The organism is Bifidobacterium pullorum subsp. saeculare, assembly GCF_016899725.1.
GTDB lineage: Bacteria > Actinomycetota > Actinomycetes > Actinomycetales > Bifidobacteriaceae > Bifidobacterium > Bifidobacterium pullorum_C.
The window spans coordinates 48230-70707 of the sequence record NZ_JACLYU010000002.1 but is presented as its reverse complement, the minus strand read 5'-3'; the positions used below and the strand labels follow the sequence as shown (position 1 = coordinate 70707).

The window sequence follows — 22478 nt, the reverse complement described above, 5'->3', positions numbered from 1 at the left end:
CCGGGCGCCGCGCACGCCGCACCACAAGGACCACTCACACCAGGAAACCAGAGACACCAGAACGAAAGGACAGGCATGGCACGGCAATCCGTCACCGTCGCGGGCATCGACTGCGGCACCAATTCCATCAGGCTCAAGGTGGCGCGCGTGGACGCCGCCGGCATGCACGAGATCGTGCCGCGCCAGCTGCGCGTCATCCGCCTCGGCCAGGGCGTGGACCGCACCCACCGCTTCGCCGACGAGGCCTTGGAACGCGCCTACCAGGCCGCGCGCGAATTCGCGGCCATCCTCGCCGAACACCAAGTGGACGGGCTGCGCTTCGTGGCCACCTCCGCCACCCGCGACGCACAGAACCGGGAGGAGTTCGAGGACGGGATCGAACGGATCCTGGGCGTGCGCCCCGAGGTCATCCCCGGCACCGAGGAAGCCGACCTGAGCTTCCTCGGCGCCACCAGCGTGGTCGACCGCGGCGAGCTGCCCGCCCCGTACCTCGTCGTGGACCTGGGCGGCGGCTCCACCGAGCTCGTGCTCGGCGGCGACGGCGAGACCCTGCCCGCCGACCGGGTGGCCGCCGCCTATTCGATGGACATCGGCTCCGTGCGCATGACCGAACGCCACCTGAGGACCGACCCGCCCACGCCCGCCGAGATCGCCCAGGCCGTCGAGGACATCGACCGGCACATCGACGAGGCCTTCGCCACGGTGCCCGCCGGCCGCACCCGCACCATCATCGGCGTCTCCGGCACCGTCACCACGATGACGGCGCTGGCGATGGGCCTGACCGCATACGACCACCGCGCCGTGGACGGCCACCGCCTGCCGCTGGAGGAGGCCTACGCGGTGGACGATCGCTTCCTGAACATGACCCGCGCCGAACGCTCCGCATACAAGACCATCCATCCCGGACGCATCGACGTGGTCGGCGGCGGCGCGCTCGTGTGGAGCCGCGTGCTCGCCAAGGTGGCCGAGGCCGCCCGCGAGGACCACGGCGGCGTGATCGACTCCTTCGTGGCCAGCGAACACGGCCTGCTCGACGGCATCGTGCTCGACTACGGGCGGCGCCTGCTCGCCGCCTGAGCACACCGTCCTGTAACATATAAGGCGCTTCCCTTCGCGCAAAGGAGGGGACGCGCCATGCCCCCGTGGTGGAATCGGTAGACACAGCTGACTTAAAATCAGCCGCTGCGGCGTGCGGGTTCGAGTCCCGCCGGGGGCGCGGTGTGCGACGGGGCATGGACGCCCCGCCGCCGCGCACAGCCCGCCGAAACATCGCCGTTGCATGGGCACGGTAGGCTTCCATGCCGTTTGGTACAGACGGCGCCGGGCAAGACCGGCGCCGGAACCGGGAGGAGCGGAGCATGGCATCGGATCGCAAACAGCTGGGCGGCGGCCGGAGCAACGGACGCGAGGTGGACGTCTGGCCGCTGATGCCGGTGCAGGCCGTCATCATCGCCGCCGTGCTGTGCTTCGGCGAGATCTGCTGCGCCCCGCTGGTCGTCGGCTTCGTCCCCGGCGTGTTCCCGGTGGGATCGTGGGCGCTCGTCGCCTGCGTGTTCGCCGTGATGTTCTCCTACGTCGTCGGCTTCGCGCTGCTATGGTGCGTCGAATCGTTCACGCTGCGCATGCGCGCCAAGTTCCGTCCGCTCGCCTACGCGGCGATGGGCGCCGTGGGCTACGCCGTGTGGGGCCTGCTGGTCATCGCCTCGATCACGAACTCGATCACCGCGGCGGTCGGCGCCGGCGTCATGTCGAACGCCGAGATGATCGCGATGGGCGTTAGCTCCGCCTGCCTGGGCGCGCTTGCCTTCTTCGCCGCCTCGCTGGGCGCTCCCACCCTCGCCAAACGCCACGCCATCGTGGTCGCAGTGGCCGTGATGACCATGCTGCTCGCCGTCGCAGGCGCCGTCATGCTCGCGGGCATGGTGGAAACCGTCGCCTGACGGGACCGGGTGCGGTAAGCTCGGGGCCGTGTTCAGCATTCTCGACATGTTCTCCATCGGCGTCGGCCCCAGCTCCTCGCACACCGTCGGCCCGATGCGCGCCGCCGCATCCTTCGCCCGCTCCCTCGCCGCCTGCAGGGCCCTGGACCGCGTGGCGCGCGTGCGCGTCGTCCTCTACGGCTCCCTGGCACTCACCGGACTCGGCCACGGCACCGACCGCGCCGTCATGGCCGGCCTGGAAGGCGCCGAACCCGCCACCGTGGACACCGACCGTCTCATGGACATCCGCGCCCATGTCGAGGCCGAAGGCGGCCTGCTGCTGGCCGGGGAACGGCGCATCCCCTTCGACTACGCGCACGACATGGCATTCGAACGCTGGCAGCGCATGGCCGCGCACGCCAACGGCATGCGGTTCCAAGCCTTCGACGCGGCCTCGAGCCTCGTCGACGAGCAGGTCTGGTACTCGATCGGCGGCGGATTCGTGCGCCAAGGCACCCCGGGCGACCTGATGATCGGCATCCACGACCGCCCCATGGCCCCGACCCCGGCCGACGCCGCCACCGGCTACGGCGACGGCGTGCCCCACCCCTTCCGCACCTGCGACGAGCTCATGGCCATCTGCCGCAGGGAAGGCCTGGACGTCGCCGGCGTCGTCTGGGCCAACGAGACCGCGATGCGCCCCGCCGCCGACGTGCGCGCCGCCCTGCTCGACGTGTGGCGCGTGATGCGCGAATGCGTCGAACACGGCTGCACCAGCTCCCAGCGCGTCCTGCCGGGCGGACTCGACGTGCCCCGCCGCGCCCCGCGCATGTACGAGCGGCTCACCCAAAGCGGCGACGTGCTGCGCCGCGACGACCGCCGCGTCGACGCCGCGCTCGAGGCCTCCGACGCCGCCTGGGTCAACCTCTTCGCGCTCGCCGTCTCCGAGGAGAACGCCGGCGGCGGGCGCATCGTCACCGCTCCGACCAACGGCTCCGCCGGCATCATCCCCGCCGTGCTCCAGTACTACTGGCACTTCGCCGCCGGCGCCGATGAAGACGGCGTCATCCGCTTCCTGCTCACCGCGGGCGCCGTCGGCTACCTGTTCAAACGCAACGCCTCCATCTCCGGCGCCGAGGTCGGCTGCCAGGGTGAGGTGGGCGTCGCCTGCTCGATGGCCGCCGCCGGCCTGGCCGCCGTGCTCGGCGGCACCCCCGGGCAGGTGGAGAACGCGGCCGAAATCGGCATCGAACACAACCTGGGCCTCACTTGCGACCCGGTGGGCGGCCTGGTGCAGATCCCGTGCATCGAACGCAATGCGATGGGCGCGAACACCGCCATCAACGCGGTGCGCATGGCCATGCTCGGCGACGGCAGTCATATCGTCACGCTCGACCAGGCCATCCGCACGATGAAGCAGACCGGCGAGGACATGATGGCCAAGTACAAGGAGACCTCCGAAGGCGGGCTGGCGGTCAACGTCGTCGAATGCTGAGGCATGCCGCCAGACGCGTAACCGCCGTCCGATGAGCGGGCGGAGGTGGTAGGCTATGTGGCATTGTCTTTCGAACGCCCCGGGGAAGCCACCCCGGCGGCATCAGCATGAGGAGGCTTGCATGGCTGACAGCAACATGCCCCAGGTCAACGCCGAGTTCGGCGCCCGCCCCGTCATCGAGTTCCCGGACGCCGCGGCCCCCAAGGGCCTCAAGGCCGTCGAACTGGTCGAGGGCGATGGTCCGATGGTGCGCCGCGGCGACACCGTGACCGTGAACTACCACGGCGTGGTGTGGGGCCAGGACGAGCCGTTCGACTCCAGCTTCGACCGCCATGCGCCGGCCAGCTTCGGCATCGGCGTGGGCCAGGTCATCCGCGGCTGGGACCAGACCGTGCCCGGCCACAACGTGGGCTCCCGCCTGCTCATCTCCATCCCGCCCGAGTACGGCTACGGTTCGCACGGCGCGCCGCAGGCCGGCATCGGCGGCGAGGACACCATCGTGTTCGTGGTCGACATCATCTCGACCCGCTGAACCGTCCATCCACACACATCCCGAAGGGACCGGAGTCAATATGGCCGAAGAGAAGGTCTACCTGCTCACGCAGCAGGCGTACGACAAGATGAAGGAGGAGCTCGCCTGGCGCGAGGGCGAATACCGTGACGAGATCCTCGCCAAGGTGGCCGCCGCGCGCGCCGAGGGCGACCTGTCGGAGAACGGCGGCTACCACGCCGCCCGCGAGGCGCAGCGCACCAACCAGGGCCGCATCGACGAGCTCACCGTCAAGCTGCGCGACGCGAAGATCCTCACCGCCCCGCCCGCGGGCAAGGTGGGCGACGGCTCGCTCGTCACGCTCGACATCAACGGCCGTGAGAAGGTGTATGTGCTCGGCAGCCGCGACCTCGCGATTGCCACCGACCACGACATCATCAGCCCCGAGTCCCCGATCGGCGCCGCCATCAACGGCCATGCCGCGGGCGACACCGTGAGCTACCAGGCCCCCAACGGCCGCGAGATCACCGTGGTCATCAAGGAGTCCAAGCCGCTCGAGTCCTGAGCCCCGCGCGGCGCACCCACATACGGCCCGGCCCCGGAACCTCCATGGGTTCCGGGGCCGGGCCGTATGCTGTTTGACAGGGGAGTGAGACGGGGAACAGTAGGGTGGCCCCCGAATTTGTCGCGGGGGGGTACGTTTACCGTCTGTTCACCTTAGGGAGAAGCGACAAGGCGGGAGCAATGGAGATCATCACATGGGCCATACGCCTGATCAGCGGCGTGCTCATGCTGTTCCCCCGCCGCCGGCGCATCGCGCTGCTGTCGCGTCAGTCCGCGCGACCCTTTGACTTCAAACTGTTGGAACCATATCTCAACCGCGCGTTCCCCGGATACGACGTGGTGTGGTGCTGCGTGCGCAAAGGCGGGCGGTTGGGCCCGTTGACCGGACTCCGCCAGCTCTGGCTTTCCATCACCTCCAGCCTCTGCATCGTGGACGGATACGTCCCCTCGGTCTCCATCCCCCGGATCTCCGCGCGAACGGCCGCGAAGCTGCCGCCCTGCGTGCAGCTGTGGCATGCGATGGGCGCGATCAAATGCTTCGGCCGTCAGTCGCTGGACACCCCTGCCGGGCGCACCACGCATGAGGCGCGTGCCCTGGGCATGCATCGCGGCTATGCCCTGGTGATAGCAGGCCTGGCCGGCGCACGCGGCGCGTTTGCCGAGGCCTTCGGCTATGGCGCCGACCGCATCGTGCCGTTGGGACTGCCTCGCGCCGACTATCTGCTTGACCCAGGGTATGCGCGGCTGCGTGAGCGCCGCACGGATGTGGTGCGCGAACGCCTGAGATTGACCCGGCATGAGGGCGACGTGGTGCTGTACGCGCCCACGTTCCGCAAGCATCCACGCGACGCGCACTGGCAGCGGCACGCGGTGGACGCGTTGCGGCGGGCCCTGCCCTCTGAGATTGCGCTCGTCGTCTCCGGGCACCCGCTCGACCGGAGCCAGGAGACGGACGGCACGGCGGGTGCGGACGTGCGCTACCTGCGCGCGATGCCCTCCATCGACGCGCTGGGTCTGGCCGACTACGTGGTCACCGACTACTCCGCCATCGCCTTCGAAGCGGCGCTCGCACAGCGCAAGGTGCTGTTCTATGTGCCGGACATCGCGGAATACCGTCTCTCGCCGGGACTCAACATCGACCCGGTGCGCGACCTCCCCTCCCTCGCCTTCCAGGATGCGCGGGAGCTGGGCCGGCTCGTGGCGGACGACCAGAGGAACGGGAAGACCTACGACGCCGACGCGTTCGCGGCCTTCATGCGCGGCTACGGAGTGGACGACCTTCGCGACGCGAAGGACGGCACATGCGAACGGATTGTGCGCGCCCTGTCCCCGCTTATCGACTCAGGCATTGAGGGAAAGAAAGGATAGTCCGATGACCATGGTCGCTGACAACGTAAACCAGTATGACCCCGCCACGGTGGAACTCCAATCCACCAAGGCACTGTACCGGGGCGACAACCACGTGGGCGTGCGCCGCGTGCTCACCTACGGCACCTTCGACCTGCTGCACTACGGGCACATCCGCCTGCTGCAGCGGGCCGCGTCGCTGGGCGACTACCTGATCGTGGCCCTGTCGACGGACGAGTTCAACGCCTCCAAGGGCAAGCGCAGCTTCTACCCGTACAACGTGCGCAAGGAGATGCTCGAGGCACTGCGCTACGTCGACCTGGTGATCCCCGAGGACTGCTGGGAGCAGAAGCAGAGCGACGTGCTCGACTACAAGGTGGACATCGTGTGCATGGGCGGCGACTGGAAGGGCAGCCCCCGCTTCGAGTACCTGCGCGAGTTCTGCGACCTGGTGTACCTGGACCGTACGGACGGCATCTCCACCACCGAGGTGAAGGAACGGCTTTCCGACGGGGGAGCGGCCCGGTGAAGTCCAACGGCGGCGTCCATCGGGCCGCCCGGACCGCGGCCTTCGCGGTGCTGCGCCATACGCCTCGTCTCAGGCTGATGGTGCGGCACACCTACTGGCGTGTGCAACGATGGCGGTACGAGCGCCTGAGCAAGGGAGTGACGATGGACGCCCGCCAAGTGTTCTTCGAAGCCTACGGCGGACGGTCCATATCCTGCTCGCCCAAGGCCTTGTACCAGGCGATGCTGGCCGACGGGCGTTACGACGGCTACCGCTTCGTCTGGTCGGTGCGTGAGAAGGAACGCGAGGCGGCGGAACGGGAACTGGGGGACCGCACCCGCATCGTGACGCGCGGCAGCCGCGACTACTACGAGGCCTTGGCCGGATCGGGAACGCTCATCCTCAACACGCGCCTGCCGGAATACGTGTGGCCACGCAAAGGGCAGACCTACGTGCAGTGCTGGCATGGCACGCCGCTCAAACGCCTGGGCTACGACGTCACGATCGAGACGTCCAACGCGCTCAACACCACCGCCGAGCTCGCCTCCCGCTTCGGGCTGGACGCGTGCAAATGGACGTACCTGCTCTCGCCGTCCGCCTATACGACGCGGCACCTGTGCGATGCGTTCGGTCTGCCGGAGGGGAAGCGCGGCGCCGTCGTCATCGAGGAGGGGTATCCGCGCAACGACGAGCTGGCCCGCAACGACGACGTGACGCTCGCCTCCATCCGCAAACGGCTGGGCATTCCCGACGGCAGGAAGGTGCTGCTGTACGCGCCGACCTGGCGGGACGACAGCTACCGGGCGGGCGTCGGCTACACCTTCGACTACCTGCTGGACCTGGACCTGCTGCGCCGCGAGCTGGGTGAGGGGTGGACGGTGCTGTTCCGGGCCCACTACTACATCGCCAACCGCTTCGATTTCTCCGCGTACGGCGACTTCGTCGTCGACGTCTCCGGCGTGGACGATGTCAACGACCTGTATCTGGCGGCCGACGTGCTGGTGACGGACTATTCGAGCGTCATGTTCGATTACGCGAACACCGGCAGGCCGATGGTGCTGTTCGTGCCCGACAGGAAGCATTACGACGAGTCGATCCGAGGCTTCTACCTCGACTTCGACGCGATTCCGGCGCCGAAGTGCGAGACCAGCGAACAGGTGGCGGACCAGCTGCACCAGCTCGACGCCTGGCCCGAGCGGTACGGCGACGCCTACCGCGCATTCCGGCAGACCTACTGCCCGCATGACGACGGCCGCGCCTCCGAGCGTGTGCTCGAGCGGGTGTTCAGGAAATAAGAGACGTCTGACAGGGGACCCATCATGCTGCTTTCCGTGATCAAAGAGAATTGGCGATGGCGGCACCAAGTATGGAATCTGGCGAAGATCGACTTGGTGAAGACCTACCGCGGCGCCGCGTTGGGCAAGGTGTGGCTGTTTGCCAAGCCGGCCGTGTACATCCTCGTGTTCTGGTTCGCGCTGGAATTCGGTCTGCGCAGCTCCAGTGACGTCAATGGCAAGCCGTTCCTGCTGTGGCTGGCCGCCGGCGTGTTCCCCTGGTTCTTCATGTCCGGCATGATCACGACGGGCAGCGACGTGTACAAGCGGTACACGTACTTGGTGAACCGGATTAAGTTTCCGCTGTCACTCATCTCCACGTTCTACACGCTCTCGCTCATGATCGTGCTCGTGTGCATGCTCGCTTTCACTGTGGTGGTGGCCGCATGCTTCGGCATTTTCCCGAGCGTATATCTGCTGCAGCTGCCCTTGGTCCTGGCGCTCATGTTCGTCTTCTGGGTGTGCTGGTCGATGGCGCTGTCCCCGCTGAGCGCGATCTCGCGCGACTTCGCCAACCTGCTCAAGACGCTCGGCACGCCGTTCTTCTGGCTCTCCGGCATTCTCTTCGAGCTGGACAAGCTACCGCATGTCGCGCGCGTCATCATGGCCTTCAATCCGGTGGCATGGTGCGCCGAGGCGGTCCGTGATTGCTTCGTCTACGAGCAATGGGTGTGGGCTGACTACACGTCATTCCTGCCGTTCCTCGCGGTCCTGGTGTTCTTCGTGTTCCTTGCCATGCATAACTACCGCCGCCTGTACATGGAGGTCCCCGATGTCATCTAAGCCCTCGCCCTCCCTGACCCGCATCGGAGACGCGACCGTGATCCGCGACGAGGACACGTCCAATCCCATCGCCGTCCGCTTCGACCATGTGAACAAGACCTACAAACTGTTCCGCAACGACAAGCAACGGTTGCTCGCCACTTTCTCCAAACGGGTGAAGTACACGACCGTCAACGCCAGCGACGATCTGAGCTTCACCTGCAAGCGAGGGGAGTCCATTGCCCTGATCGGCGACAACGGCGCCGGCAAATCGACCGCGTTGAAGATGATCACCGGGGTCTGTTTCCCCACGTCGGGAACCATCGAGGTGCACGGCCGGGTCTCCGCGCTGCTGGAGCTCTCGGCTGGATTCGACATGCGCCTGTCCGGCATGGAGAACATCCAGATGCGCTGCCAGTTGTGGGGGCTTTCGGCCGAGGAGTCGAAGGCGCTCATTCCGGAGATCGTCGAATTCTCCGAGCTGGGCAAATACATCGACCAGCCGATGCGCACGTATTCCAGCGGCATGAGGGCCCGCCTCGGCTTCGCCTTCTCCTCGTCCATCCGCCCCGACATCCTCGTCGTGGACGAAGCGCTGTCCGTCGGCGACCGGAAGTTCTCGAAGAAGTGCCGGGAACGCGTGCACGAAATCATGGCGAAGGAGGGCGTCACCGTGCTGTTTGTGACGCATTCGATCGCTATGGCCAAGGAATTCTGCACTCAGGGCATCGTGATTCGCAAGGGTCACGCCGAATTCTCCGGGGAAATCGGCGAGGCCGTGGACTACTACACGGCGCAGTGAACGACGTTACGCAGCACATTCGCAAAGAGGAGAAAATATCCATGGTAAAGGTCAGTGTCATTGTTCCGATATACAACGTCGTCGAATATCTGGAGGACTGTCTCGAGTCCTTGGCAAAGCAGACTCTTGACGATATCGAGGTCATCCTTGTCGATGACGGTTCCACTGACGGTAGTGGCAAGGTGGCTGACGCGTTCGCGGCCAGTCACTCCTTTGTGAGTTGCCATCACATCGAAAATGGAGGGCTTGGCCATGCCCGTAACTATGGGGTTCGCTTCGCGCATGGTGAATATGTGTGTTTCGCAGATTCCGACGATGTGATTCCCTCCTACGCGTACGAGGAGATGGCCGCACTCGGCGACAAGCATGGTGCAGACATGGTGGTCGGCGATGTGGTGCGCTTCAACTCGCGTCGCACCTACTCCAGTGGTCTCCATCGTCGTGCCTTTCGTGATGCCACTGAGGTGATGCATATCTCCCGTGACCATGATTTGTTGTATGACACCACCGCCTGGAACAAGCTGTTCCGGCGTGATTTTTACGAGCGCGAGCATCTCATGTGGGCTGAGGGGATGCTCTATGAGGATATCCCAGTGACAGTGCCTGCGCACTGGAAGGCCAACAAGGTCGCTTATCTTAACAAAACTGTGTATCGATGGCGTGCGCGTGACGGTGTCTCCGCCTCTATCACCCAGCGACGGACCGAGATTCAAAATTTCCGAGATCGTGTCAAAGCCATCTCCATGGTCGATGACTTTTTCAAATCCAATGTCGATGACCATGCGCTCACCGTTGCCAAGGACGTCAAATGGCTTGACATGGATCTACGCTTGTATGTCAACGCACTGCGCGATGCGAATGACGATTATGTGGATGAGGTTATATCCACCGTCGGAGACTATCTCGATAAGGTGGAAGCCGAAGCATTTGACAGCATTCGCGCAATCAACCGGCTCAAATACCATGCCATCGCTCGACGGGACCTGGGGATGCTGCAAGATGTGTTGCAGTTTGAGAAGATGGGTATGAAGACCCTGCGCGTCAAAGCCGACGGAAATGGCCGTTTCCACGGTGATTTCCCCTTCAAGGTGGATTCATCGCTCAAGGACATGACCTACGAACTGCGGCGATTCTCCTTGAAACAGCATGTCCGTTTCGCCAAGTTGGACGAGAGCGGACTGACTGTTGGCGGCTCGATGAGCGCCTACCGAATGGATGTGAGGAAGCGCGATGACGCATCCGTGAGCGCAAGATTAGTCGATGAGCAGGGAAGTCTGGTTCGGCCAGTTTCTATGACACTTGAACCGTCCTCCAAACCGCATCGGTTCAACATCAGCCGTAACTATCGACGAATCGTACGCCGAACCAATAAGTATGACCGCTACCAGCTGACGATTCCCACCGAAACCCTGTCCGGTCTTCCTGAAGGACGCTACCGCGTGGACTTCGGATACACGGTTTCCGGTCTGTCTTGCGACCGTCGCCGTCTTGGGCAGCCCATTGCCGGCGATCCTCCCCGTCCCTTCGCCATGCGTATCGGTGACAAGGTGGTTTCTCTCACGTACAACTTCTGCTACGACCTGTGCATCGACGTGGTGGATTGCTCTACCGAGGTGTCATCGGTCGATCTGATCGACGATCACACTGTTGCTATGACGCGTGAGGACGGGTCTCATGAGGTGCTTCATACCGAGGAATCCTTGACCGCGTGGACCACATTCGAGGAACCCTATACGGCCACCACGCCTGTATTCCATCACTGCGACGCTGGACTGCTGTATTGCGTCGCCAACCGTCATGGCAAGCTCGGAATCAAACTGATGCCATGGGGCGCCCTGATGAGGAATTGCTGCATTGAAGGCTCGACGCTTTCCATGAATCTGACGATTCCTGCCGAAGCAGGCATGGCCAAAATCCATTCCGCAACTTTGGTGGGCCGGAAGTTCGGCGCCTGCATTCCATTAGCCTTCCACACGGAGCCGATTCGTGACTCCTCTGTCGGTGAATGGCATTTACAGATATCCATCGCTCTTGGTGACAGTGATCAGACCGCAGCTATGCGCGATGACGCATACGAGCTTCATATTTTCGGAGACGATGTGACCGGGAATCCGCTGGATTTCGTGTCCTACAACACCTGCGACAAACGACTGCCCATCGGCACAGTTCAGGTGAGAGATCACCGATACTGGGCCGCCACGCGTACCACTCGCTTCCTTGTTACGGTGAAACGCATTCCCGGGCGACTTGACCGGTCGAAGCGAGCCAGGCGGATTGTCGCCAAATATGTGTATCCGATGATGCGGCTGCTTCCGCTCAAGCGCAAGTGGGTTGTCTTTGAATCGTTCTGGGGACGCAAGGCAGATTGCAACCCCGGTGCGATGTACCGTTACATGGCGAAGTATCACCCCGAATACACGTGTATCTGGTCCGTCGCGGATCCGCGTATCGCCATCGAGGGGGATCCACGACGCGTAGTCAAGGGATCGTTCCGATACTTTTATGTCATGGCACGGGCAAAGTATCTGTTCAACAACGTAAACTTCATCGATGCGTATGAGAAGCGTTCCGGACAGATCGAGGTGCAGACCATGCACGGTACGCCGCTAAAGACGCTTGGCCTGGACGTACCCGGCGATTCCCCGACGCAGCGGTCCATCGACAGCTTTCTGCGGCGATGCGCCCGATGGGACTATCTCGTCGTCCAAAGCACCAAGGTCGAGGACATCACCCGTTCCTGCTACGCGTACCGCAACGCCTATCTGGAGACAGGGTATCCCCGCAATGATGTTCTCTTTGCCAAGAACACCCAGGAGGATATCGCGGCATTGAAACATAAGTACGGCATCGATTCCAACAAGAAGCTGGTGCTCTATGCTCCGACTTGGCGCAAAAGCGGACGGTTCGATTTGGAGCTTGACCTTGCCGAGATGCTAGATAGGCTTGGCGACGAATACCAGATTGGCCTTCGCGTGCACCATCTCGCCCTTGCCGGGCTGGATAAGGATTCGCTTGATCCTCGCGTGCTCAACCTCAGCTACGTGGCCAGCATGGAGGAGCTATTCCTCGTCTCCGACATCGTCATCACCGATTACTCCTCGCTGATGTTTGACTATGCGATTCTTAGACGGCCTCTGCTGTTCTTCACCTATGACCTTGAGGATTACCGTGACAATCTTCGAGGTTTCAACATCGATCTAGAGAAAGAAGCGCCCGGTCCGCTGCTGTTCGATACGGATCAGGTAATTGCAGCAATTCAGAACATCGACCAAGTGCAGGAGCGCTACGCCGACGCCTATGCGCGGTTCCGCGAGCATTACTGCATCTTCGAGACTGGCCACGCCTGCGAACAGATTTACGGCCGTGTGTTCCGATGAAGGTGCCGGTCGGGGCGTCAGCAGAGTTGAGATGTCGATGCCCTGACCAGTCATCCGGGTGGCGAAGAGGAGAGCATGAAACAGGCGTTTACCAAGGCTGATTCTGCGGCAGTTAAGGGTGCGGCGATATTGATGATGATGTTCCATCATCTGTATCTGCCGGGTCGGTTCGATGACTATGCCATCGATTTCTGGCCCATCGGCGAGAACTTGGTAGCATCCATGGCATGGAAATGTAAGATTTGCGTCAGTCTGTTCGCGTTTATCACGGGCTATGGTCTTCTGTCATCGCTGAAGCATTCCGAGAAAGGGATGGAGCATCTCGCCTCCTGGACGCGGGTCCGCCTGGTCAAGACCATGTCGGGGTTCTGGTTCATCTATGCCATGGCGTTCGCTGTGACGCTTTGCCTCGACGGGTTGCCCCTTCACCAATATGGAGACAAAGGCGTCATCGTCGGCGTGCTCTACGCGCTTGCCGACGCTTGCGGGCTGGCGAATCTCTTTGGAAGCCCGACGCTGTGCAGCACATGGTGGTACATGAGCGCTGCCATCGTATTCATCGTGCTCTTCCCGATTCTGTACGCCATAGCGCATCGTTTCGGATACATCGCTGCAATTGCCGCGGTCATGGCGGTTCCGCGCCTGATTGGAGGAGGATATCCCGGCGGCACCAACGCCATTACCTTCGTGTTCCCCCTGCTGATGGGCATGATGTTCTCCGATTTGTCGCTATTCGAGCGGTTGGATGAAACGACCACGCGCAAAAGCCATGCAGGAACGATTTCTCTCCGCGTCGTCCCGGTTTGCATCCTGACGGTGATTGCTCTTCTGGTTCCTAACTCGTTCCGGGTGCAGGCATGGGAACTGAGCTATGGCATCGTCCCCGTCATCGTGATCTGCTTCCTCCGATATTGCATCATCCCGATTCCGGGCATCAACGCCGTTCTGCGTTTTCTCGGTCGTCACTCGATGACCATCTTCCTGACACACACGTTTATCAGAGCCACTTACTGCGAGGATTTCGTGTATGGGACGTTTGACAATTTCCTTGCGGTGTATGCGCTGCTGTTGGTCATGTCACTGGCTCTGGCTCTCGCCATCGACGGACTGAAGAAGGTCTGTCGGTACGATCATCTGGTCAATCGAATGATTGATAGGATGAATGACGCCCTTGCCTGTGACGTGGGGGGGCAAGCGCATTGAATGGCTCGACGGGCTCAAGGGAATCCTGATTCTGCTGGTGGTGTTCGGACATGTTGCGCTGCCCGTCCGTGAAGGACACCCGACGCTGGAAGCCGCGTACAACATCGTCTACCTGTTCCACATGCCACTGTTCGTCTTCATGTCGGGACTACTGGCCAAACGGTCGTTGGATCGTACCGGGCGGCTGCGCATCGAACGTGTGCTCGATTATTTGTTGCTGGCCATCGCCTTCAACGTCGTTCTACGCTTGATTGACGGGGGAGGTCTATCCTTGGGCAAGGCGCTACTGATGCCCGGTGCGCCCTGGTATTTGGCGGCGATGGCCATCTGGATCCTGCTCACCCCGATTCTCGCCCAGCTCCGCCCTGTGGCAGGGCTGACACTGGCCGTTCTCGTTGGCGTGATAGGCAGCATGCAGATTGAGGCCACGTATTTTCTAGGGCTCGGCAAAGCCCTCCATTTCCTCCCGTATTATGTTCTCGGCTATTATGCGACCATCCCGCAGGTTGGCTGGCTACGTGGCAGTGCGCTGCGTCGGATCATCTGTTGTCTGGCTGGCGCGGCTGCGGCAGGAGCGTACTTGGCGTTCCCGGATCGGCTGGCGTTCATCACGCGGTTCATGTACGGAGATACGCCCGTAAGCATCCCTGTTGTGCCGGCGCTGGGTGAATATCTGGTTATGACGGTTCTCGGTCTGATGCTCGCGGTCGCTTTCGTGGCTGTGGCTCCTGCGCATCCTGTGGTGCTGGCGTACCTCGGGCGGAGGACCCTAGCCATCTACATCGTTCATCGTATGGTCAAGGGAGCGCTTGACCGTGCCGGATTCTTCGACTCCGTTACGACGCTTGACACATTGCCGTTCGCCGTTTGTTTGCTTGGCGCCATGGCAGTGGCCTGTGCCATCGCTCTCATCCCGCCTCTGCCTCGCATGCTGCAAAGCCTTACCGTCTATGACTGGTCTCGGTTCCGCCGCATAACCATCTCTGACTCAGCCCAGTCTTCGCCAATTCGATGAACTGTGATTCGTGTAATTAAAGTGGTGGTCAAATCGATATGGAAGCAGGCTGGTATCAGCGAGAAGAGGACCAAATGAAACTTACCTACCCGATTATCATCATTCCCGACCATGAGCAGCCTGGCGCATACGCCGTTGAAGTCCCCGATCTTCCAGGATGCGTAACGGGCGGTAATAGCTTATCGGAAGCGCTGTGGATGGCGGAGGATGCAGCCAGCGGCTGGGTGCTTACCGAGCTTGAGGCCGGCAGACCCGCACCCCAGTCCAGCGATATGCGCAACATCCACCCCGCTGATCCCGATGCGATGGTCAGTCTCGTCATGCTGGACATGGACGCCTACGCTGCCCGGTATGGCAAGAAAGCCGTTCGCAAGAACGTGACGATTCCCGCATGGCTCGACACCTGGGGCGAACAGCACGGCGTCAACTACAGCGGCGTTCTGCGCGACGCGCTCGAACAGCTCCGCGACCGTGATCTCGCAGCGGCATAGCCGGAATGCGCGGAAGACTCACGCTGATGGGTAGTGTTCCAGCGGAATCATCATAGGAGAAGTCGATATGCCCATCATCGTCTTCGGTGAAGACGCCGATGTGCTCTCCGTTGCTCCAGGTGTGAAGCGTTCTCATGGCGTCATCCTGGCGTATTCGGCGGGAACGGCGGTGACCTGCAACCCGCTTACGGCCACAGGGAGACGATGACCATGTAGATCGCCACCATGTGGCAGGAGTAGCCGGCCACGGTGCCGCAGTGGAAGATCTCGTGGAAACCGAACACGCGGGGCCACGGGTCGGGCTTGCGCAGTGCGTAGACGATGGCGCCGGCGATGTAGCAGGCGCCTCCAGCGCCCAGCAGGATGACCACCGCCGGGCCGGCGGCGGGGGAGATCCAAAACAAATACAGGTACGCCACCCCGTATACGCCGAACACGATGTACACCACCGTATACAGCCAGCGGGGTGCGTTGATCCACACCACGTGGATGCCGATGGCGATGGCCGTGCACACCCACATCGAGATGATGATGACATTGCGCCAGAACGGTTCCAGTGCGAACGAGACCGGCGTGTACGTGCCGGCGATGAGCAGGAAGATGTTCACATGGTCGATGCGCCGCAGCACATCGGTCACACGCGGACTCCAATCGCCCAGATGGTAGGCCGCCGAATTCGCGAACAGCACCAGCGAGCACACCATGAACACCGCGCACGCCCACTTGAGCCCGGTCCCGTGCGCCAGACAGATGAGCACGATGCCCGCCGCCAGAGCCAGCGGCGCGGCGACCGCGTGGATCCAGCCGCGCATCGCCGGCTTCGGCCTGCCATGCACGTCGAGACGCACCTTGCGCTCCACCTCGGCGGGCGCGATGCCCTCGATGCGCGCCGCCTTCGCCTCGCCCTTGGCAAGCACATGCTCCGCCTTCGCCCGCGCCTTGGCGCGCACCGACTCGGCCTTCGCCTTCAGCGCGCGCTCGCGAGCCTCGGCGATGGCGCGGCGGCGTTCGCCGAGCAGCGCCAGATTGGCCTCCGGATCGTGCGCGGATGGGGTGGGCTCCTGGGCGCCGGCCAAGTCGCCGGCCTGGTTGCGTGCGGACATGCGCATCGACCTCCCATTTAGGTTACGGTGCCGTAACCTACGATAGCGTAGCTTCCCGATAAGTCAACCGCCTTGCCGCCGGGAACGTATGATGGTGGGCATGGCAGATTTCTCGCAGATACTCGCGACCCGTCCCGACTTCCGCGACGAGGACCGCGAATGGCTCCACCAGCTTGTGGCGGACTGGCAGGTGATCGCCGACCTGAGCTTCGCCGACCTGCTGCTCATCATGCAGGACGGCGACGGCCGCTACGTGGTGGCCGAGCAGTGCCGGCCCTCCACCGTGATGACGCTGCGCACCGACGACGTGGTGGGCACCGTGATGCCCGAGCAGATGACCGGCGAGCTTGACGCCGCGATGGAATGCGAGGGCGTGTTCCGCTCCACCGTGCTGCGCTCCGTGGGCAAGTCCACCGTGTGCAATGTGTATGCGCCGGTGCGCCACAAGGGCCGCACACTCGGCCTGGTGGTGCGCGAGACCAACATGGCCACGCGCGAATCCAACGGCCGCTACGAGTCCGAGAGCATCAACGCCGGCAAGCAGCTCTACGAGATGATTCCACGCGGCCAGTTCCCCTACAGCGACTCGGTGATGAGCCAGCGGCACATCGCGCGCGTGGCCGACGGCTTCATCATCCTGACGATGGACGGCATCGTGCGCTACGCCGCCCCCAACGCCATCAGCTGCTTCCGCCGCCTCGGCCTGCTCACCACGATGCAGGGCCGCTACCTGAGCGAGCTGGGCACCCAGCTGCTGCGCCGGGACGACCCGGTGGACGAGAACCTTCCGCTTGTCCTGGCCGGTAAGGCCGCCGTCGACGCCGAGCTGGTGGCCAACCGTTCCGCCGTCTCGATGCGCTCCCTGCCGTTGTACGACGCGAACGGCCGCACCGGTTCCATCGTGCTGTGCCGTGACGTCACCGAGCTGCGGCGCCGCGACCAGGAGCTGCAGACCAAGGACGCCGCCATCTCCGAGATCCACCACCGTGTGAAGAACAACCTGCAGGCCGTCTCCGCGCTGCTGCGCCTGCAGGCCCGCAAGACCAAGTCCGAGGAGGTCAAGAAGGAGCTGCAGGAGGCCATGCGCCGCGTGCAGACCATCGCCGCAGTGCACGAGGGCCTGTCCCAGACCACCGATGAGATCGTGGATTTCGACAAGGTGATCGCCAACCTGCTCAAGATGGCCGTGGACCTGGCCACGATGCGCGACCAGCACATCGAGGTCGGCTTCGTCGGCAAATTCGGCATGATGCCCGCCCAGGACGCCACGCCGCTGTCCCTGGTGCTCACCGAGCTCATTACCAACTCCGTCGAACACGGGTTCGAGGGCCGCAAGGACGGCCATATCACCGTGTCCGTCGGCCGGTCCGGCTCCAACCTCAGCGTCGTCGTGGAGGATGACGGCGTGGGCCTGGGCGCCGAGGAGCAGGAGGGCATGGCCCGTTCCTCCGGCTCCGGCCTGGGCACGCAGATCATCAACACCTTCGTGACGAACGACTTCGGCGGCTCCGTGCATTGGGAACCCCGCCGCGAGGGCGGCACCCGAGTGATCCTCGACATGAAGCTGCGCGCCGCCCAGGTCTGAGCGCACGGCGTGCATAGCGCATACGGCAAGGGGCTGGCTCCCGTATGGGAGCCAGCCCCTTGCGCTGTCTTTCAGCAGGACCGCCTCTGGCCTCAGGCCATGTGCATCTGCATGGCCTGCGAGCGGCGGGCGCGCATCGCGCGGCGCTTGAGCGCGCGGCGCTCGTCCTCGCTCAGGCCGCCCCACACGCCGTAGTCCTGGTTCGTGTCGAGGGCGCACTTCAGGCATGCGTCGATCACCTTGCAGGTGCGGCACACGGCCTTCGCCTCCTCGATCTGCTGGTATGCCGCGCCGGTGTTGCCCACCGGGAAGAACAGCTCGGGATCCTTGTCGCGGCACGCCGCCTTGGCTCGCCAATCGAAAGCGTTGCTCATCGTTTATCCTCCCTACGCACGCGACCTCAAAAGCGTTCGGTATCAGATAATCACGAACGATCATGTTTTTCAAGAGTTTCGTTGGAAGAAAACATGGTATCCGCGCCGCGCGACCGCGCATCCGGCGAGCCGCCTAGGGCGCGCCGTGATGGCACTGCGCCAGCGTGGCGCCGGCCCCGCGCAGCAGCACCACCCGCCCGGGCGTCTCGAAGTCCTCGCGGTCCAGCGTGCGCCACAACGCCGCCGGCACGCCGGCCATCTGGTCGGCGGTCCGGTCACCGCAGGGGAACACGATGCGCACCGGGCACTGCTCGGGCACCCTGAGCCTGCGCAGCGAGGCCACCGCGAACACCACCGTGACGGCGGGGTCGGCCAGCGCCTCGCGGAAGCGCAACGCCAATGCGGAGGCATCGAAGGGGTCGAGCAGCGCGTCCGCGTCGTCCGCCAGCCACACCACGCGCGGCGGTGCCGGTGGGCCGTCCGCCATGGCCGCGCCCCGTGGCACCACCGGCACCTTGCGCACCCGTCCGGCCAGCCGGTCCACCACATGCACCTCGTGGCCGGCAAGCCGGGCCGTCTCGCGCTCCACCAGGCGCAGCAGCGACGTGCGGCCGTGCCCGGCCGGGCCGACCAGCGCCACGTCGCCCTGGTCGAGCGGCAGGCGCAACGGCGCGGTGACGATGCCATCGTCGCCCAGGGCGAACACGATGTCCGCCGGCGGGCCGGCGACGTCCGCGACGCCGCCCGTCCCTGCCGCGGGGGCGGGACCGGCGTCGGCCGGCAGGGGAGCGGAGAAGAGCAGCGGCCGCCTCGCGCATCCGTGGAACCGCGCCGCCAACGCGATCGCGCGCACCAAGCCGTCCAGGTCGCGTATATGCGCGCCGCGCCATGGCCGTGTCCCCTCGCCGTCCGCGCACCACAGGCCGCCCGGCGCGGCCGGACTGATGGACGCGGCCGCCCCGTCGCCCAGCAATTCGGCGGACTGCATCGTATCCCGCACACGCAGGCACAGGTTGAGCGACATATTCGCCTTCATATCCGGGCCCACCTGGCCCAGCGGATTCTGCGTGCACGCCACCACATGCATGCCCAGCGACCTGCCGAGCGAGGCGATGCGCGTCAGCCGGTCCACATAGTCCGGTAGCTGGCCGCGCAGCGCGTGGAACTCGTCGACCACCGCCACCAGCCGCGGCGGCGGGTCGGCCAACTCGTCCAGCCGTTGTACGCCGGCGTCCGCCACCAGCCGTTCGCGGCGCATGAGCTCCCGCTCCAATGCCAGCAGGGCGCGCGTCGCCGCCTTGAGATCCAGGTCGCACACCGAGCCGACCGTGTGCGGAAGACGCTCCAACGGGCGGAACGCCGCGCCGCCCTTGAAGTCCAGGAACACGAAGTTGAGCGCCTCGGGCGGGTTGCGCGCCGCCATCGCCAGGCACCAGGCCTGCAGCAGCACCGACTTGCCCGATCCGGTCGTCCCCGCCACCAGCGCATGCGGCCCCTGCGCGGCCAGGTCCACCATGGCCACGCCTTCCGGCCCCACGCCCAACGGCACCCGCAGCGACGGCGGCCCCAGCCACAGCCTGGCCACCAGCCGCCAATCCGCAGGCACCGCCGGCGTATCCCGCATGTCCTCGGCGGCGTCCCGGCCCTCCATCGTCAACAGACGTTCCAGCGGCGCCGAGGGCAGCGCCTCCCACCTCCGCATGGTCATCGCCTGGCGGCCGGTGCCATAGTCCCGGCCTGCCGCCACGGGAGGATCATCATCGGAGCCGGAACTACGCACGGCATGCCCGCGCCCGCCGTGGCCGCCAGACCGCTCCTGCCGCCGCCTCAGCCACGAGGCCAGCGGCACCGCCAGGCAACCGAGCATGCCGGCGCCCACCATCAGCGCGAACAGCCACCGCCTCTGCGCGAGCATCGCGGCGAGCATGACGCCCTGCGCGGCCACAGGCGCCGCCATCGCCCAGGCCATGAGCGTGGAGGCGGGGTCGCGCGGGGTCCCGCCCCGTGGCCGGTGTGGCCGGTGCGGCCGGTGCCGTCGATGCGTCGCGTCTGCCATGCGTCCACCGTCCCACACCGGGACGGGCCCGCGCCACCGCGAGCGGGCATTGTGGTCGGATCCTCGGCTCCGGGCGTGTCGCGCGACGGCGGCCGGTCAGCTCTCAGCGAGGCTGCCCACGGCTCCGGGCGCATGCGTGCCCTCGGCCAGCGACTCGAACAGCGCGAGGTTACGGTCCTTGTCCAGCAGCACCGCGGATCCCACGCCGGTATCCCGGTAGTCGGGGTCGGTCCAGTACACGCTGCCGCTGATGCCATTGGCGCCGGTGGCATCGCGGAACGCGAGCAGCATCATCGCCAACGTGTACGGGTTCGTCTTCTCGTCCACGCTCACCGCGCCCAGCGCGGCGTCGCCGACCCTCATGAGCTTGGCGGGATTGGCCAGCACGTCGCGGCCCAGCGCCTTCTTAGCGATCGCGCCGATGACCTGGCGCTGCCGCTCGGCGCGGCCGAAGTCGCCGCGCGCATCCGAGTAACGCATGCGGGAGAACGCCAGCGCGGTGGCGCCGTCCGCCAGATGACAGCCAGCCTGCCAGTCAAGGCCGGAAAGCGGGTCGCTCACCGTCTGGTCATAGCACAGCTCCACGCCGCCGAGCGCGTCCACCACCTGCTGTAGGCCGTCGAACTTGATCTTGGCCACATGGTCGATCTTGTTGCCGGTGATGGTCTCCACCTGGCCCACCAGCGCCTTGGGACCGGCGGCCTGCGCCACCGCGTTGATCTTCATGTACCGGCCATCCACCTGGGTGAGCGAGTCGCGGGGGATGGAGATGAGCGAGACGGCGCCGTGCGAGGGCTTCGTGAGCACCAGAATCGTGTCGGTGCGGTATCCGGTGATGCCGGTCTCCTCGGGGTTGTCGCGCTCGTCGGACCCCAGCAGCAGCCAGGCGGTGCCGGGGCCCGCGCGATGGTCGGTGAGCCAGTCCTCGCGCGTCAGCTTGCCGTCGACCCAGTTCCATGCACCGAAGACGAGAAGCGCCATGGCGGCCACGAGAACCGCCAGCGCCGCCGCCACGACGGTGCGGGCGCGGTGGCGGCGGCCACGGGGCGCGGGGGAGGGGACGCCGGCTCCACGCCCCGCGGCCATGGCCACGGCGCCGGAACGGGACCGCCCCGTTTGCGCAGCGCGGGCAGGGGGCACGCTGGCCGGCACGGTGCGCGAGGATCCGCCGCTGCGGCGCGCGGCCCGTGCCGCGGGAGGCACGGACGGCGGGATGGCGGGGGTGCCCTGCGCGCCGGAAGCGGAGCGGCGGGGTGAGGGGGCGTAGCTCGGCGGCGTCATCGCCCCGTGCCGGTCATGGCCGGGCTGTGCGCCGGGGCCGGCCGGATCCCCGCCGGCCATCTGCCGTCTGCGTCCCGCGGAAGGCACGAAGCTGGGAGGGATATCACGGGGGGACTGACCGGTCATGGAATCTTCTCCTCCCATAGGGGTCTCACGGCGGGATCGGTGGCATGGCCGCGGGACCGGACGCCGCCTCCGCCCGCAGGGGGCATGGGCGGGCAGAGCCAAACACACGCCACTGTAGGCACAACCATGACGGGGTGGCGTGCCGCAGGCGCCACAGTTTCGCAGGAACGGCACAACCCGCCGCCCATGGGCGGGCGCCATTGCCATCCCCCTTTACCACATGGTTCCCGCGGAAGCGTGCATTGGCGCGCACAGACTTGACAAACACGAAACCACATGTGTGTAATTTAGGCGTCTGGACATTGAGACGGCTCCCAAGGCTTGGAGGTGCATATGCGCAATGCCACCGATGGTCCGGCCGATGAGCCGATGGACGAACTCTGGGGGCTGTTCAGGCCGGACGGCGACGTCTCCTGGCAGCACAAGGCCCTTTGCTCGCAGACCGATCCCGAGGCGTTTTTCCCTGAGAAAGGCGGCTCCACCCGCGACGCCAAGCGGGTGTGCGCCAAATGCGAGGTGCGCGAGGAATGCCTTGCCTGGGCGCTGGAACATGACGAACGCTTCGGCATCTGGGGCGGCATGAGCGAACGCGAACGCCGCCGCTACAAGCGCGGGCTCGATCGCAGGGCGTGAGCGGCGCCACAGG

20 protein-coding genes and 1 tRNA gene are annotated in these 22478 nt (G+C 65.0%); 17 read left to right on the top strand and 4 right to left on the bottom strand.

What is annotated here, in order from left to right; translation table 11 throughout:
- The first annotated feature begins 75 nt into the window (after positions 1-75).
- The 15 genes from H7U32_RS01705 (at position 76) to H7U32_RS01635 (ending at position 15307) form a co-directional block, all read left to right on the top strand.
- Entirely contained in the window at positions 76-1077 is a 1002-nt protein-coding gene (locus H7U32_RS01705; protein ID WP_204467497.1) for a Ppx/GppA phosphatase family protein, read from the top strand.
- Between the two features lie 59 nt (positions 1078-1136).
- Positions 1137-1216: transfer RNA gene (locus tag H7U32_RS01700), tRNA-Leu, on the top strand.
- A 142-nt stretch (positions 1217-1358) separates the two neighbouring features.
- Positions 1359-1940 carry a cadmium transporter gene (locus H7U32_RS01695; RefSeq protein ID WP_204467495.1) on the top strand — a complete coding sequence of 194 codons (582 nt, stop codon included), beginning with the start codon at positions 1359-1361 and terminating at the stop codon, positions 1938-1940.
- Between the two features lie 28 nt (positions 1941-1968).
- A complete protein-coding gene (locus H7U32_RS01690) occupies positions 1969-3414 on the top strand; it encodes an L-serine ammonia-lyase (RefSeq protein ID WP_204467493.1) in 1446 nt (481 codons plus the stop codon).
- Positions 3415-3535: 121 nt separating this feature from the next.
- Positions 3536-3946, top strand: coding sequence for an FKBP-type peptidyl-prolyl cis-trans isomerase (locus tag H7U32_RS01685; RefSeq protein WP_204467491.1), 411 nt, complete (start codon positions 3536-3538; stop codon positions 3944-3946).
- Positions 3947-3986: 40 nt separating this feature from the next.
- Positions 3987-4469, top strand: coding sequence for a GreA/GreB family elongation factor (locus H7U32_RS01680; protein WP_204467490.1), 483 nt, complete (start codon positions 3987-3989; stop codon positions 4467-4469).
- Positions 4470-4648: 179 nt separating this feature from the next.
- On the top strand, positions 4649-5836 hold the full coding sequence (locus tag H7U32_RS01675) for a CDP-glycerol glycerophosphotransferase family protein (protein WP_204467488.1): 1188 nt from the start codon (positions 4649-4651) through the stop codon (positions 5834-5836).
- Between the two features lie 4 nt (positions 5837-5840).
- A complete protein-coding gene (gene tagD / locus H7U32_RS01670) occupies positions 5841-6344 on the top strand; it encodes a glycerol-3-phosphate cytidylyltransferase (protein WP_239457414.1) in 504 nt (167 codons plus the stop codon).
- Positions 6341-7618 carry a CDP-glycerol glycerophosphotransferase family protein gene (locus H7U32_RS01665; protein WP_204467486.1) on the top strand — a complete coding sequence of 426 codons (1278 nt, stop codon included), beginning with the start codon at positions 6341-6343 and terminating at the stop codon, positions 7616-7618. The genes tagD and H7U32_RS01665 overlap by 4 nt, the downstream gene beginning before the upstream one ends.
- 36 nt (positions 7619-7654) lie before the next feature.
- Positions 7655-8440 (top strand): ABC transporter permease, encoded by a 786-nt coding sequence (locus H7U32_RS01660; protein ID WP_323804548.1) that lies wholly within the window; start codon positions 7655-7657, stop codon positions 8438-8440.
- Positions 8430-9221 carry an ABC transporter ATP-binding protein gene (locus tag H7U32_RS01655; protein WP_204467482.1) on the top strand — a complete coding sequence of 264 codons (792 nt, stop codon included), beginning with the start codon at positions 8430-8432 and terminating at the stop codon, positions 9219-9221. Before H7U32_RS01660 ends, H7U32_RS01655 begins: the two co-directional genes overlap by 11 nt.
- A gap of 41 nt (positions 9222-9262) precedes the next feature.
- Entirely contained in the window at positions 9263-12598 is a 3336-nt protein-coding gene (locus H7U32_RS01650; RefSeq protein WP_204467481.1) for a bifunctional glycosyltransferase/CDP-glycerol:glycerophosphate glycerophosphotransferase, read from the top strand.
- A gap of 75 nt (positions 12599-12673) precedes the next feature.
- Positions 12674-13801: an acyltransferase family protein gene (locus H7U32_RS01645; protein ID WP_204467479.1), complete on the top strand. Its 1128-nt coding sequence runs from the start codon at positions 12674-12676 to the stop codon at positions 13799-13801.
- A complete protein-coding gene (locus H7U32_RS01640) occupies positions 13761-14816 on the top strand; it encodes an acyltransferase family protein (protein ID WP_204467477.1) in 1056 nt (351 codons plus the stop codon). The genes H7U32_RS01645 and H7U32_RS01640 overlap by 41 nt, the downstream gene beginning before the upstream one ends.
- A gap of 74 nt (positions 14817-14890) precedes the next feature.
- Entirely contained in the window at positions 14891-15307 is a 417-nt protein-coding gene (locus H7U32_RS01635) for a type II toxin-antitoxin system HicB family antitoxin (RefSeq protein ID WP_204467747.1), read from the top strand.
- Between the two features lie 185 nt (positions 15308-15492).
- On the opposite strand, the gene trhA is transcribed toward H7U32_RS01635, so the two are convergent.
- The gene (trhA, locus tag H7U32_RS01630) at positions 15493-16410 is read right to left on the bottom strand and encodes a PAQR family membrane homeostasis protein TrhA (RefSeq protein WP_204467475.1); all 918 of its coding nucleotides are present in this window, start codon (positions 16408-16410) and stop codon (positions 15493-15495) included.
- A 100-nt stretch (positions 16411-16510) separates the two neighbouring features.
- Here trhA and H7U32_RS01625 point away from each other — a divergent pair, with 100 nt between their 5' ends.
- Positions 16511-17995, top strand: coding sequence for a sensor histidine kinase (locus tag H7U32_RS01625; RefSeq protein ID WP_204467473.1), 1485 nt, complete (start codon positions 16511-16513; stop codon positions 17993-17995).
- 92 nt (positions 17996-18087) lie between these two features.
- Here H7U32_RS01625 and H7U32_RS01620 read toward each other — a convergent pair whose 3' ends face one another.
- The 3 genes from H7U32_RS01620 to H7U32_RS01610 form a co-directional block, all read right to left on the bottom strand.
- Entirely contained in the window at positions 18088-18369 is a 282-nt protein-coding gene (locus H7U32_RS01620; protein ID WP_204467472.1) for a WhiB family transcriptional regulator, read from the bottom strand.
- Between the two features lie 133 nt (positions 18370-18502).
- The gene (locus tag H7U32_RS01615; protein WP_204467470.1) at positions 18503-20425 is read right to left on the bottom strand and encodes an FtsK/SpoIIIE domain-containing protein; all 1923 of its coding nucleotides are present in this window, start codon (positions 20423-20425) and stop codon (positions 18503-18505) included.
- A gap of 96 nt (positions 20426-20521) precedes the next feature.
- Positions 20522-21832, bottom strand: coding sequence for an LCP family protein (locus tag H7U32_RS01610; protein ID WP_204467468.1), 1311 nt, complete (start codon positions 21830-21832; stop codon positions 20522-20524).
- A gap of 333 nt (positions 21833-22165) precedes the next feature.
- Between H7U32_RS01610 and H7U32_RS01605 the strand changes: the two genes are divergently transcribed.
- The gene (locus H7U32_RS01605) at positions 22166-22465 is read left to right on the top strand and encodes a WhiB family transcriptional regulator (RefSeq protein ID WP_275051212.1); all 300 of its coding nucleotides are present in this window, start codon (positions 22166-22168) and stop codon (positions 22463-22465) included.
- Positions 22466-22478: the final 13 nt, after the last annotated feature.